Below are 12,738 nucleotides of genomic sequence, written 5' to 3' on the forward strand. Positions count from 1 at the left end.
CGAACTCAACGGACGACCACGCCAAACCCTCGACTGGCAGAATCCAGCCGAGGTACTCCACAAACACCTGGTTGCAACCGCCGCTTGAAACCGCCTACCTCGGACACCGCGACTTTCAGCAACCCGAGTCGATCAAGGCGGCGGGGCCCCAGTCGCAGGACGGCAGGGCTTCAGTCGCAGGACTGCGGGGCTTCAGTCGAAGGACGGCAGGGACGGGCCGAGGACGTCGTCGGCGTCGACGATGGTGTACGCGTACCCCTGCTCGGCGAGGAAGCGCTGCCGGTGCGCCGCGTACTCGGTGTCGATCGTGTCCCGGGACACCACCGTGTAGAAGTGCGCCTGCCGGCCGTCGGCCTTCGGCCGGAGCACCCGCCCCAACCGCTGCGCCTCCTCCTGGCGTGACCCGAACGTCCCGGACACCTGGATCGCCACCGCCGCCTCGGGCAGGTCGATGGAGAAGTTGCCGACCTTCGAGATCACCAGGGTGCGGATCTCGCCGGTGCGGAACGCGTCGAACAGCCGCTCCCGCTCCTTGTTGGTGGTCGAGCCCTGGATGATCGGCGCGTCGAGGTACTCGCCGAGTTGGTGTAGCTGATCGATGTACGCGCCGATCACCAGCACCTGGTCGTCCGGGTGCCGGTCGACCAGCGCCTTCACCACCGGCAGCTTGGTGCGGGCGGTCGCCGCCATCCGGTAGCGCTCCTCGGCCTCGGCCGTCGCGTACGACATCCGCTCCGCTTCGGTCAGCGTCACCCGGACCTCGGTGCACTCGGCCGGGGCGATCCAGCCCTGCGACTCGATGTCCTTCCACGGCGCGTCGTACCGCTTCGGCCCGATCAGGCTGAACACGTCACCCTCGCGGCCGTCCTCGCGTACCAGAGTCGCAGTGAGGCCCAACCGGCGGCGGGCCTGGAGGTCCGCGGTGAACCGGAAGATCGGCGCGGGCAGCAGGTGCACCTCGTCGTAGACGACCAGGCCCCAGTCGCGGGCGCCGAACAGGTCCAGGTGCGTGAACGCGCCGCCGCGCCGGGAGGTGAGCACCTGGTACGTGGCGATGGTGACCGGGCGGATCTCCTTGCGCTCGCCGGAGTACTCGCCGATCTCCTCCTCGGTCAGCGACGTGCGGGCGACCAGCTCCCGCTTCCACTGCCGGCCGGCGACCGTGTTGGTGACCAGGATCAGGGTGGTCGCCTTCGCCTCGGCCATCGCCGCCGCGCCGACCAGGGTCTTGCCGGCGCCGCAGGGCAGCACCACCACACCGGAGCCGCCGGCCCAGAACGCCTCGACGGCCTCCCGCTGGTACGAGCGCAGCGTGAACGGCTTGCGCCCGTCCTTGCCGGCCTCGGCCAGCTCGATCGGGTGCGCCTCACCGTCGACGTAACCGGCCAGGTCCTCCGCCGGCCAACCCAGCTTGAGCAGCGCCTGCTTGAGCCGGCCGCGCTCGGACGGGTGCACCCGGATGGTGTCGTCGTCGATCTTGTCGCCGAGCATCCCGGCGAGCTTCTTGCTCTTGGCCACCTCGATCAGCACCAGCCGGTCCAGTGCCCGCAGCACCAGCCCGTACGCCGGGTCGTTGGCGAGTTGCAGCCGGCCGTACCGGTCCATCGTCTCGGCCACGTCCACCAGCAGCGCGTGCGGCACCGGGTAACGGGAGTACTTGATCAACGAGTCGACGACGCCCTCGGCGTCGTGCCCCGCCGCGCGGGCGTTCCACAGACCCAACGGCGTCAGCCGGTAGGTGTGCACATGCTCCGGCGAGCGCTCCAGCTCCGCGAACGGCGCGATCGCCATCCGGCAGGCCTGCGCGTCGGGGTGGTCGATCTCCAGCAGCAGGGTCTTGTCCGACTGCACGATCAGTGGTCCACCGCTCACGCCAGCGTCCTCTCCTCGGTTGGTCGTCGTCCGCTGGACGGGCTGCATACCCGCCGCTGGCCGACCATCCAGTGTTGCACGATGCGGGACGACGGAAGAAAGATGCTCACCGGGCGCAACCGTGACGGCACTTACGAACGTCTAGTAAAGGGACGACTGTCTGGGGAGGGCCCATGAAGCGTGTCTGGATCACTTCCCGACTGGTTGCCCTTGTGGTGGTCGTGCTGGTCGGCGCCGGTGCGTGCACGTTCGATCCGCAGTCCGGCGGGAGTGGTGGCGGGGGAGCCGCCCCGGCCGGAGCGGCGGAACAGGCAACGGGGGCGAGCGACACGCCCGGGCCGGACCAGCGCGGCCGGCCCACGCCGGCCGCGCCCACCCCGAAACCCTCCCGGACACCCACACCGAAGCCGACCCGCACGACGGCCAAGCCGACCCCGAGCACCACTGCACCGACCGTCGCCGGCTGCCCTCAGGGCCAGCACCAGCGCGCGGTGGAGACCTACCTGGCCCGGCTGGGCGGGTTCGGGGCGGTGACCGTCGACGGTCGGCAGTCCGCCGCCGACTGCGCCGCGATTAAGAAGTTCCAGAAGAGGTACGGCATTCGCCCCGTCGAGGGTCGCGCCGGACCGACCACCCTCGACGTGGCCCAACGCCTCGCCACCACCGACCCGGCCCGTTGCAAGGCCGGCACGGGCACCACCTTCTGCGTGGACCTGACCCGACAGACCGTCTGGGCGATCCGCGGCGGCAAGGTGATCATGTCGCCGACGGTGACCCGTACTGGAATGTCCGGCTACCGCACCCCGGCCGGCACGTACGCCGTCAACTACCGCAATCCCAAGGAGTGGTCCGACCCGTACGAGGTGTGGCTGCCGTACTGGCAGCACTTCACCCAGGGGATGGGCTTCCACGAAACCACCACCTACCTGCACGACAAGTCGATCGGCTCGCACGGTTGCGTCAACCTCCTGCACGCCGACGCGGTCCGGATGTGGGAGCTGGGCAAGGTCGGCACCCGGGTGGTGCTGATCGGCCGGCGCCCCGGCACCTGAGCGACACGGAGCGAATCACGGGGATAACCCCCTGTCCCACCGGTCTCTTGAGTGTCACCCTGGGAGTCCAGGGCCGGACCGGGCGGGGAGGCTGGGCATGACGGTCGACCGTGACGTGATCGCGGAGCATGAGCAAGCACCACCCGACGAGGTGTCCCGGGCGACCGTGATCGCGTACGCCGTCGCGGCGACGCTCCTCCTCGGGTGGTTTCTCTTTGGCTGGCTGGTGCTCCAGCAGGGCTTCGTCGACTCGGTTGGGGAGTCCGCCGGCGCCGGCTTCGCGCTGCTGCTGATCATCTCGGTGGTCGGCACCGTACGCCGCAGCCGCCGCTGACCGACAGCACCGCGCGTGGCGGCGCTGTCGGTCAGTCCGCCACCACCGCCGCGGTGATCCGGTGCAGCGCGAACGTGTGCAGCATCTCGGTCCGTTCGTCCTCGGCCCGGAGGTAGCCGGCACCGATCGAGACCGGTTTGAGCAGGCGCGACGCGGTCGCCCCGTGTGCGTCGACATAACCGACCCAGACCAGCGCCTTGTCCCGGACCGCCTGCTGGAGCACCGCCAGGGCCTCGCTGTGGGTGTGCGCCGGCACCGGTCCGCCGCCCAGCCCCGCCGCGCCGCCGCGGACCACCGCCGGTGCCCGCCGGGCCGCACGCGCCGCCGCGTCACCCCGCCGGATGTGCTCCACCACGCCGAGCAGCCGGGGCATGGGCAGCTTCGGGGCGGCCAGCGGATCGATCGTCCGGCTGGTCACCGACATCCGGGCCGGTGCCCGCCGGATTCGCGGCCGGGCCAGCACCGTGCTGCCCGTGCCGTCCTCCTGCACCGGGGCGTACCCGGCGTCGCGGAGCGCGCCCAGCAACCGGCCCACCTGGTACTGCGTGCACAGCACCGTCGGGGCGAGCCGGCGCAGTGCCAACGACTCCAACCGCCGGTCGGCCAGCACCTCGCTGATCAGCGTCTCGTCGTCACTGCGCAGGTACGCCCCGGCCAGGCCGACCCGCAGCCCGCCGTGCTTACGGGCCACGTCGTCGACCAGGTAGCTGAGCCCCTGCGGCACCGGGGTACGCGACCGGCGTCGGAACACCTCGTGCAGGTCGTCGGCCGTGTAGCCGGAGTCCAGTGCGCGCCGCACGCTCGCCGTGGTGACCCGGTGCACGCTGGCCCCGCCGGCCGACTCGAGTTCGGTCATCGCCTCCAACTCGGCGGCGAGCCCCGGCTCGGGTGGGCCCGGCACCACCACGGTCAGGTCGGCCTGCACCAGGAAGTGGTCGACCGGGGCGGGCAGCAGCGCGTCCAGCGCCCGAGCGGCACTGGACGGGTCGCCGCTCTCGACGTCCGCGTGTACGCCCAGCGGGTCGTCGGCGCCCCGTTCATCGGTCGAGGTCAGGTCGGCCAACAGCAACCGCCCGTACGAGGTGAGCGCCCCCAACCCGGTGACACCCAGCTGCGCGGCCTCGGCCAGCACCTCCCGGTGGGCGGCGTCCCGGCCTCGGCTGCGTCGCGGGGCCCGCCAGTCCAGCAGGTCCTGCACCTCCTCCGGGGTGGGCGCGGTCGCCGGCTCCAGGTCGGCGAGGACGCCGAGCACCGCCCGTCGGGTGGCCGGCACGTTGGCCCGCTCGGCCTCGGCGGAGAGCGCGGTGATCGGGCGATCCCGGTCGTCACGGCGGCCCACAAGTCCCACCTGCCGGGTCATGGTCAGCCAGGCGCGGGCGAGTTGCTCCCACCGTTGGGCCAAGGAGGCGGCCCGCCACACCTCGTACCCGCCGGTCGGCAGCACCTGCTGATCCGCCCCGTATCGGCCGGTGGCCGAGCCGGGCATCTCCAGCTCACCAGCGAGCCCCGCCGCGTAGGCGACCTCCAGCAGCAGCGCGGTGGTCGGTTCGTCCAGCCCGGCGGTACGCGCCAACCGGCGCAGGTCCCGCACACCGATGCCACCGGAACGCAGCACCGGCGCCGGCTCGTCGGCGAGTTGTTCCAGGAGCCCCTCGGTGTGCCGGACCACCTCCATGGTCTGCCCGGCGCCGGCCGAGTCGACCGCCTTCGGCTCGCGCGGCGCGGCGGCCACCGGCGGGGGGCTGGTGCGCAGTGGCCCGAGCGCGCCGCTGTCGCGGCGGAGCAGCAGGCCGACCTCGCGGGGCAGCTCCACCGTGCCGCTGGCCGTGGACGAGCCGGTCGTCACGGGGACCAGCAGCCGGTTGTCGACGAGCCACCGCACTGGTGAGCCGGTCGGGGCGCCACCGTTGGTCGGGTCGGTGAGCACCGGGTCCTCCGCGCCGAGCGGCGGCGCCTGCAACGCCCCCGGCGGTACGCTGCCCACCGGCGGGCCGGCCGCCAAGCGGTCCAGGATCGCCCGGGCCGAGGGTGGGGCGGCGAGCACCGTCCGGCGGAGCTTCGCCGGGTCCGCGCAGAGCGCGGCCGTGCGCGGGTCCAGCTCCGCGGCGGGCCGGCCGAGCCCAGCGGGGTACGGGGCGACCTCGTCGACGGCGGGCACCACCTGGAGCGCGTGTTCCGGGCCGTACAGCAGGAAGAGCGCACGCAGCCGGCCCACGGCGGCCCGGACGGCCGTCGGAGCCGGCCGCTGCGGCCCGGAGGTCGCCATCGCGAGCACGGTGTCGGTGGCCGTGGTGCCGTCGTCCGGATTTCGGGTGAGGCGGGCGGCATCGAGGATCTGGAGGGTGAACTGGTCCAGACCGTCCAGCGCGCGGGCCACGGAGACCCGGGACTGGGCCCGGATGGCGAGGGCGGAGACGTCGGCCGGCACGGGCACGACGAGGTCGGGCCGCAGCTGGAGGAGCGCGGCCAGTGTCTCGTCGGGCAGCGACCGCAGGTGGTCGGCGAGTGAGGTGGTCATCGTCTTTCCACGCTAGCCCGGCACCGGGCTTCCGCGCCCCTCGGACGTCCGGCCGACTGGGAGTCGCGGGTACGTTTCTCGACATGCCCGCACTGACCGTCGGATTCGACCTCGACATGACCCTGGTGGACTCCCGCCCCGGCATCGCCGCGGCGTATCGGGCGCTGACCGCGAGGACCGGCGTGCCGGTCGACGCCGAGCAGGCGGTGTCCCGACTCGGGCCGCCGCTGCGTACCGAGATCGCGCACTGGTTCCCGCCGGAGCAGGTCGAGTCGGCCGTGCGGATGTTTCGCGAGCTGTACCCGGCGTACGCGATCACCCCGACGTTGCTGCTGCCCGGAGCGCGGGAGGCCATCGACGCGATCCATGCGCGGGGTGGTCGTGTGCTGGTCGTCACGTCCAAGCTCGGTCGGTTGGCCCGGTTGCACCTGGACCACCTCGGCCTGCCGGTCGACGAGTTGGCCGGCGATCTGTTCGCTGAGCAGAAGGCGACCGCCCTGCGGGAGCACGACGCGACCCACTACGTCGGTGATCATGTCGCGGACATGGTGGCGGCGGCAGCGGCCGGGGTGCCGGGCATCGGTGTCGCGACGGGCCCGTGCTCCCGCGATGAGCTGCGCGAGGCCGGGGCGGAGGTGGTGCTGGACGGGCTCACCGAATTCCCAGCGGCGCTCGACGGGATGATCCAGCTAGCCTTGGAGCAGTAGCGGCTCAAGTGAAGCAGGGGTTTTCAGGTGCCTACGGGTCGAGTGAAGTGGTACGACACGGCCAAGGGATACGGCTTCGTCACGAGTGACGAGGGCGGCGACGTGTTCCTGCCCAAGGGGGCGCTGCCGGCGGGTGTCACCGACCTCAAGGGTGGCCAACGGGTCGACTTCAGCGTGGTGGACAGCCGTCGGGGCGCGCAGGCCATGGGAGTCAAGCTGCTGGACGCGCCGCCCTCGATGGCGGAGCTGCGCCGTCGGCCGGCCGAGGAGCTGCACGGCCTGGTCGAAGACATGATCAAGGTGCTGGAGGCGAAGGTCCAGCCGGACCTGCGCCGGGGTCGGTACCCGGACAAGAAGACCGCGCAGAAGATCGCTCAGCTGGTCCACGCGGTGGCCCGCGAGCTGGAGGTCTGAGGCACCAGGCCGGCGGTGGCGGCCCGGTCGAGCAGTGCCGCCACCGCGGCGAAACCGGCGTCGCCCAGGTCCGCGGTGAACTCGTTGACGTAGAGGCCGATATGCCGGTCCACCACGTCGAGCTCCATCTCCTGGGCGTGCGCCAACACGTACTCGCGGCTGGCCGCCGGGTCCGCCCAGGCTTGCCGGACCGACTCGCGGACCCAGCCGGCCGCAACCTCCGGGTCCACCGCGCCACGTCGGGCCAGGATCGCGCCGAGGGGGATGGGCAGGCCGGTGTCGGCCTCCCACCACTCGCCGAGGTCGACCAGGGCGCTCAGGCCGTGCCGATGGTAGGTGAACCGGGCCTCGTGGATGACCAGCCCAGCGTCGTAACGCCCAGCCGCCACCCCCGGCATGATCTCGTGGAACGGAACCACCTCGATCCGGGCCGGCGGCCGCCCGGCCGACCAGAGCCGGAACAGCAGGTACGCGGTGGTCCGGTCGCCCGGCACCGCCACCGTGGCGCCGGTCAGGTCGGTGCGGTCCGGGCCGCCGTCGCGGTCGCCCCGGGTGAGCACCAGCGGGCCACAGCCGCGACCGAGCGCACCGCCGCAGGGCAGCAAATGGTAGTCGTCGAGCAGCCAGGGCAGCGCCGCGAAGCTCACTTTCACCAGGTCGAACGCACCCCGCTCGGCCGCCGTGTTGGTGACGTCCACATCGGCGTACGTCACCTCGACGGGTGGCGCGCCGGGCACCCGCCCGTGCACCAGCGCGTGGAAGACGAACGTGTCGTTGGGGCAGGGCGAGATCGCCAGGGAGAGCGCCACACCGCCACGTTAGCCCCGCCCTCCGCCGGGTCGGTCGCCGCGGTCCCGCACCTGTGACCTGCCGTGCAATCGGCGCCGTCTGTTCGCAGCCATCGTCGGCCACCGAACGCCTCCACAGGCGGCTCCAGGGGGTACGGCGTGTCACTGCCGCTCCCTGTAGAGCTGCCCCATCGGCGGGGCGTCGTGCCCGGCGCCGCAGCGCCAGGGCCCTGATGCCAGTGCGTCTGTGCGTCAGTGGGTGAGTGGGTCCGTGCGGGCCCTGCGGCGGTGCGTGCGGGCGGCCGTGCGGCGGCGAGGCGGTGTTCGTCGGCGAGGCGGTGCGGCGGGGTGGCAGTGTGGCGGTGCGTCGGCCTGGCCGTGGCGGCGAGGCGGTGCGGCGGCGTGGCCGTGCGGCGGTGCGGCGGCGTGGCAGTGGAGCGGCGTGGCCGTGCGGCAATGTCAGCGTCAGCGCGGTGGCCAGCGGTGTGTCCGCGTTGGTGGTCGGACGTGACCCTTCCCGACGTCCGTCCGCGTGCCCCACTCCTGGGGCAGCTCTACAGGCCGCGAACAAAGAGGTATGCACAGCGGCGGCGACTTTATCCACAGCGTTGTCCACAGGTGGGTCGGGTTCTGTTGACGAGTTGAGATGAGCGGAAAACCATGGACCCGTGGCCACCGACAAGAATGCGATCGACGTGGGGGCAACTCTGCGCGATCTTCGTCGACGTGCCGATCTGAGCCAGCGGGAGTTGGCCGAGCAGTCCGGGATCCCGAAGAGCACGGTGGCGCGCATCGAGGCGGGGCAGGGGGCCGGGCCGGCGTTCCGGACGGTGGAGCGGTTGGTCCGTGCGGCCGGCGGTGAGATCGCGCTCAGCCTGCCCGGCGGTCCCTCCCACGCGGCGACCGGCGAGCCACCGGACAGCGAGCCACGATTGGGCAGCGAGCCACCGGACGAGCCGCGGGATGAGGCCGGTCGCCGATACCCGGCCCACCTTGACGTCCGTCGGGTCCTGACCCTCAGGGACTGGCCGGGCGCCTGGTGGGCGCAGTCGTACACCTTGCCCCGGCGGTTGTGGCCGGTCCGCGTCCCGGAGCTGACCTATGACCTGGATCGGACGCGGCGTGACGAGCGACGCCTGCGGGACCGGACGCGCGCCGAAGTGCGGTTTCGGCGCGTCGTCGAGGGGCTGCCAGCGACATCGTGGCGCTTTGTCGCCGAGGTGCCCGGTGCCGGGCCGGTCGGTGAGCTGAGGGCCCATGAGCGGAGCTTTGACCTCCTCGTCGGCGAGGATTGGGGCGACCGGCGTGAGCTGGTGTTGGAGGGTGTTCTCGTTGCTCCCGGCCTGCGGACCCTGGGCGTCGGGCGTCAGCTGATCGGGCTGCTGGCCAAGGAGATGGCGGTGGCCGGCATTCGGACCACCCACGCGATCGCCGAGGCCGGGAACGTCGAGTTCCTGCTCGCCTGCGGGTTCGAGCTACAGCCGAGTCGGCCATCGGCGCTCACGCTCGAAGTGCCTCCTCGGCCGTAGTCAGCGCAGTGCTGGGGCCGCCGTGGTCAGGGCGGTGAGCGCTTCGCGCAGTCGCCAGGCGTCCCGGTCGCGGGGGCCGATCGGGTTGGAGATGGTGCGCAGTTCGGCGAAGGGCACCCCGGCCTGTGCGGCGGCGACCGCCACGCCGTACCCCTCCATGGCCTCGGCGACCGCATCCGGATGCCGCCGACGCAGCTCGTCGGTGCCGGCGGTGGTGCCGGTGACGGTACTGACCGTCAGCACCGGCCCGGTCGTGGCCGTCGGGAGGGCGGCCCGCAGCGCCGCCAGCAGGCCCGGGTCGGCCGGCACCATGCTGCCGGCACCGAGCAGTGCGGGCGGCATGCCCAGCTCGTCGATGGGGATGAAGCCGTCCGGTGATTCGGCACCCAGGTCGGCGGCGATGCTGGCGGTGCCGAGCACGGTGTCGCCGACCTCGGCCCGCCCGGTGAAGCCGCCGGCCACGCCGGCGCTGACCACCGCACGGTACGGGCGGCCGGCGGCCTCGGCCAGCGCCAGCAGCCGGGCGGTGGCGGCACCGGCGACGGCCGGGCCCACCCCGACCGGGGTGACGGTCACGGAGGGGTCGGTGAGCCCGGCACGGATCGCGTCCGCCTCGGCGGGAACCGCTGTCACCACCAGCAGCCCGGTCACGAGAGTGAGCCGGGGGACTCGCGGCGGGTCTCGTCGTCGGCTCCGCCACCTGGGCCGCCAACCGCCGACGACGGGCGGTAGATGTGGTAGCCCGGTGGGGCCAGACTCGGGTCGTCGTACTGCGGGGAGTTGGTCTGGGCCGGTGCCGGTGAGGTCGGTGTGGGGTCCCCGGGCCCGCCCGCCGGCTCGTCCTCGGCCAGCTCGTCCTCAACCAGCTCATCGTCACCGAGCGGCCGGCCGGCCAGTTTCTCGCCGCGCAACCGGGCGGCGACCAGCATCCCCCGGATCGCGGTCAGCACGCCGACCCCGGCGGCGACGGCGATGCCCATCCGACCATCGAACGGCACCAGCCCGAGCCCGCCGCCGGCGACGAAGGCGAGCATCAGCACCGTCTCGGAGTGGGCGAAGGAGCTGGCCCGTAGCCGTTCCGGAATGCGCTCCTGAATCGAGGCGTCCACGGCCAGCTTCGCTATCCCGCTGACCATGGCGGCGACCAGGCAGAGCAGGGCGACCATCACCAGCGAGAACTGGATGACGGCGAGCACCGCCACCCCGGCCACGATGATCATGCTGCTGGACTGGATGGCGGTCGGCCGATGGATGCGCAGTCGGGTGCCGACCGCCGTGGCGAGGAACGTGCCGACCGCGAGCGCGCCGCCGACCACACCCAACGCCCACTCGGCACCCAGATCGCGGCCGAACACCACGGTGGTCAGGTCGCCCTTCTTGATCGCGAAGGCGAGGAAGAGCAGCAGGAAGCCGTACAACGCGCGTGACGTCGCGGCACCGATCAGAGTGGCGATCACCAGCCGGCCGGACGGTTGACCCCGCCCCAGCGGCCGATCGCCGCGGTGGCGGCCCAGCGCACGCAGCGCCCGGGGGACCCGCTCCGGTGGCTCCGAGTCGGCCTTCGGTGGCAGCCGCAGGGAGATCACCATGCCGACCAGGAAGATCAACGACGCGACGCGGAGCGGCCACTGCGGCCCGAACCAGAACGCGGCCAACCCGATCGGTGCCACCAGCGCGCCCGCGACCGTGCCGTAGACGCTGGCCCGGGCGCCCACCTGGGACAGGCCGAGGCCCTCCGGCAACAACCGGGGCACCGCCGCGGAGCGGGCCACGCCGTACGCCCGGGACAGCGCGAGCACCCCGAACGCGGCCGGATAGAGCCCGAAGCCGTGGATGTAGTCGGAGATCAACCAGGCCAGGAAGGCACGGCCGAGCATCGTCGCGGCCAGGGCGTACCGCCGGCCGTGCCGGAAATGATCCAGCAGCGGGCCCACCACGGGGGCGAGCATCGCGAACGGGACCATCGTCACCAGCAGGTAGAGCGCGACCTTGCTGCGGGCCTCGCCGAGCGGCACGTTGAAGAAGATCGTCCCGGCCAGACCGATGGCGATCAGAGTGTCGCCGGCACAGGAGAGCGCGTGCAGGTCGAACAGGCGAACCATGCCGATCTCGCCGCCGGCGCCTCGGGCGCGGGCTCGACCGGCCCGGCGGGTCACCCAGCGCCCGCTGCCCACCGAACCACGCAGCAGCAGACGGACGGCGCGAATGCCGGTGCCGACGGTCCGCCCGAGGACGGATCGCCCGGAGCGGGAGTACGACGGCATGTGCACCATCCTCGCCCATCTGATCCAGGTACGCCGCACCACCGCTGGGAAAGGTTCCCCGGGAGTCCCTGTCACCCCTGCGGGGCGCATGGGGAACAATGGTGAGGTGACCAGGCCCGCCTCCACCCGTGCCGCCCGTCTCGACCAGGTCTGTGCCGCCGCCGTCGAGGTGGCCCGCGCTGGCATCACCGAGGTGGACGCCGACGACGTCGGCGACCACCTGCAGGTGGTCGCCGAGGGTGATCGACTGGTTACCCACTACTTCGAATGTCGTCTCGCCGGCTACCGCGGCTGGCGCTGGGCGGTCACCGTCACCCGGGTGCCGCGCAGCAAGACGGTGACGATCTGCGAGACGGTGTTGCTGCCCGGCCCGGACGCGCTGCTCGCGCCCGGCTGGCTGCCCTGGCAGGAGCGGCTCAAGCCGGGCGATCTGGGCCCGGGTGACCTGCTGCCGACCTCGCCGGACGACGATCGACTGGTCCCCGGTTACCTGCTCTCCGACGACCCGGCGGTCGAGGAGACGGCGTGGGAGCTGGGCCTCGGGCGCGCCCGGGTGCTCTCCCGGGAAGGCCGGATCGACACGGCGCAACGCTGGTACGACGGTGACCACGGTCCCGCCGCGGCCATCTCCACCGCCGCTCCGGCCGCCGCCCGTTGTGGCACCTGCGGCTTCTACCTGCCGCTGGCCGGCGCGATGCGGCAGGCCTTCGGTGCGTGCGGCAACTTCTACGCCCCCGACGACGGCCGGGTGGTGAGCGCCGACCACGGTTGCGGTGCCCACTCCGAGACGTTGATCGAGGCGGCGGAGACCGCGGTCGAGGAGCTCCCCACCGTGTACGACGACAGCGCGGTGGAGGCCATGTCGGTCAGCCGGGCTCCGGGCTCGGTGGAGACGGCTGAGCCGGCGGAGCCGTACGGGCACTCCTGATCGGCCGCGCCGGAGTGCTCCGGCGCGGTGGCCAGGTCACCTGGCGCGGCGGCGGCGTCGGTTGGCGTCGTGCCGCATCATCACCGCGAGGCCTGGAAAGCCCCACAGGAAGCCGGCGAGGCAGGTCCAGAGCCAGTTCTGGTGACCGTGGTCGGTCAACCAACCCCGGAAGAAGATCAGCAGGACCAGGCCGGCCACTGCCCACGCGATCAATCCGGCGACGGCGAACGGCACCATCGGCGGATCCAGTGGTGCGGGCCGCGGTGGCTGCTCGTTCGGCATTCGGCAAGCGTACGGGATCTGCTTCCCCTGCCCACCGACGATCTGGGACG

12 protein-coding genes are annotated in these 12,738 nt (G+C 72.5%); 6 read left to right on the top strand and 6 right to left on the bottom strand.

Annotated features, from left to right (window positions below):
- Window positions 1-192: 192 nt before the first annotated feature.
- On the bottom strand, window positions 193-1,872 hold the full coding sequence (locus tag ACIBF8_RS29820; RefSeq protein WP_396787252.1) for a DNA repair helicase XPB: 1,680 nt from the start codon (window positions 1,870-1,872) through the stop codon (window positions 193-195).
- A 173-nt stretch (window positions 1,873-2,045) separates the two neighbouring features.
- Between ACIBF8_RS29820 and ACIBF8_RS29825 the strand changes: the two genes are divergently transcribed.
- Together ACIBF8_RS29825 and ACIBF8_RS29830 are read left to right on the top strand one after the other, a co-directional pair.
- Window positions 2,046-2,924 (top strand): L,D-transpeptidase family protein, encoded by an 879-nt coding sequence (locus ACIBF8_RS29825; protein WP_396787253.1) that lies wholly within the window; start codon window positions 2,046-2,048, stop codon window positions 2,922-2,924.
- Between the two features lie 97 nt (window positions 2,925-3,021).
- Entirely contained in the window at window positions 3,022-3,258 is a 237-nt protein-coding gene (locus ACIBF8_RS29830; RefSeq protein WP_357709610.1) for a hypothetical protein, read from the top strand.
- Window positions 3,259-3,289: 31 nt separating this feature from the next.
- Here ACIBF8_RS29830 and ACIBF8_RS29835 read toward each other — a convergent pair whose 3' ends face one another.
- The gene (locus tag ACIBF8_RS29835; RefSeq protein WP_396787254.1) at window positions 3,290-5,776 is read right to left on the bottom strand and encodes a helicase-associated domain-containing protein; all 2,487 of its coding nucleotides are present in this window, start codon (window positions 5,774-5,776) and stop codon (window positions 3,290-3,292) included.
- Window positions 5,777-5,859: 83 nt separating this feature from the next.
- On the opposite strand from ACIBF8_RS29835, the gene ACIBF8_RS29840 reads away from it, so the two are divergent.
- Both ACIBF8_RS29840 and ACIBF8_RS29845 read left to right on the top strand, forming a co-directional pair.
- Complete coding sequence (locus ACIBF8_RS29840) at window positions 5,860-6,483, top strand: HAD family hydrolase (RefSeq protein WP_396787255.1); 624 nt, start codon at window positions 5,860-5,862, stop codon at window positions 6,481-6,483.
- A 27-nt stretch (window positions 6,484-6,510) separates the two neighbouring features.
- Window positions 6,511-6,897 (top strand): cold-shock protein, encoded by a 387-nt coding sequence (locus ACIBF8_RS29845; RefSeq protein ID WP_088986676.1) that lies wholly within the window; start codon window positions 6,511-6,513, stop codon window positions 6,895-6,897.
- Here ACIBF8_RS29845 and ACIBF8_RS29850 read toward each other — a convergent pair.
- Window positions 6,858-7,706, bottom strand: a complete 849-nt coding sequence (locus tag ACIBF8_RS29850; protein WP_396787256.1) for a 1,4-dihydroxy-6-naphthoate synthase — start codon at window positions 7,704-7,706, stop codon at window positions 6,858-6,860. The two genes, ACIBF8_RS29845 and ACIBF8_RS29850, sit on opposite strands and share 40 nt — an antisense overlap.
- A gap of 647 nt (window positions 7,707-8,353) precedes the next feature.
- Between ACIBF8_RS29850 and ACIBF8_RS29855 the strand changes: the two genes are divergently transcribed.
- Window positions 8,354-9,214, top strand: coding sequence for a helix-turn-helix domain-containing protein (locus ACIBF8_RS29855; protein WP_396787257.1), 861 nt, complete (start codon window positions 8,354-8,356; stop codon window positions 9,212-9,214).
- On the opposite strand, the gene ACIBF8_RS29860 is transcribed toward ACIBF8_RS29855, so the two are convergent.
- The gene (locus ACIBF8_RS29860) at window positions 9,215-9,865 is read right to left on the bottom strand and encodes a futalosine hydrolase (RefSeq protein ID WP_396787258.1); all 651 of its coding nucleotides are present in this window, start codon (window positions 9,863-9,865) and stop codon (window positions 9,215-9,217) included.
- Window positions 9,862-11,478: an MFS transporter gene (locus ACIBF8_RS29865; protein ID WP_396787259.1), complete on the bottom strand. Its 1,617-nt coding sequence runs from the start codon at window positions 11,476-11,478 to the stop codon at window positions 9,862-9,864. Before ACIBF8_RS29865 ends, ACIBF8_RS29860 begins: the two co-directional genes overlap by 4 nt.
- An 88-nt stretch (window positions 11,479-11,566) precedes the next feature.
- On the opposite strand from ACIBF8_RS29865, the gene ACIBF8_RS29870 reads away from it, so the two are divergent.
- Entirely contained in the window at window positions 11,567-12,406 is an 840-nt protein-coding gene (locus tag ACIBF8_RS29870) for a DUF3027 domain-containing protein (RefSeq protein WP_396787260.1), read from the top strand.
- Between the two features lie 36 nt (window positions 12,407-12,442).
- Here the strand turns inward: ACIBF8_RS29870 and ACIBF8_RS29875 are convergent, their stop codons facing one another.
- Window positions 12,443-12,688 carry a DUF2530 domain-containing protein gene (locus tag ACIBF8_RS29875; RefSeq protein WP_363609255.1) on the bottom strand — a complete coding sequence of 82 codons (246 nt, stop codon included), beginning with the start codon at window positions 12,686-12,688 and terminating at the stop codon, window positions 12,443-12,445.
- Between the last annotated feature and the right edge of the window lie 50 nt (window positions 12,689-12,738).

The sequence above is a fragment of the Micromonospora sp. NPDC050276 genome (assembly GCF_044459545.1).
Lineage (GTDB): Bacteria > Actinomycetota > Actinomycetes > Mycobacteriales > Micromonosporaceae > Micromonospora.

Coding starts and splice junctions, on each gene's coding strand:
- ACIBF8_RS29825 (WP_396787253.1), top strand. CDS start 2,046: ATGAAGCGTGTCTGGATCACTTCCCGACTGGTTGCCCTTGTGGTGGTC.
- ACIBF8_RS29830 (WP_357709610.1), top strand. CDS start 3,022: ATGACGGTCGACCGTGACGTGATCGCGGAGCATGAGCAAGCACCACCC.
- ACIBF8_RS29835 (WP_396787254.1), bottom strand. CDS start 5,776: ATGACCACCTCACTCGCCGACCACCTGCGGTCGCTGCCCGACGAGACA.
- ACIBF8_RS29840 (WP_396787255.1), top strand. CDS start 5,860: ATGCCCGCACTGACCGTCGGATTCGACCTCGACATGACCCTGGTGGAC.
- ACIBF8_RS29865 (WP_396787259.1), bottom strand. CDS start 11,478: ATGCCGTCGTACTCCCGCTCCGGGCGATCCGTCCTCGGGCGGACCGTC.
- ACIBF8_RS29870 (WP_396787260.1), top strand. CDS start 11,567: ATGGGGAACAATGGTGAGGTGACCAGGCCCGCCTCCACCCGTGCCGCC.
- ACIBF8_RS29875 (WP_363609255.1), bottom strand. CDS start 12,688: ATGCCGAACGAGCAGCCACCGCGGCCCGCACCACTGGATCCGCCGATG.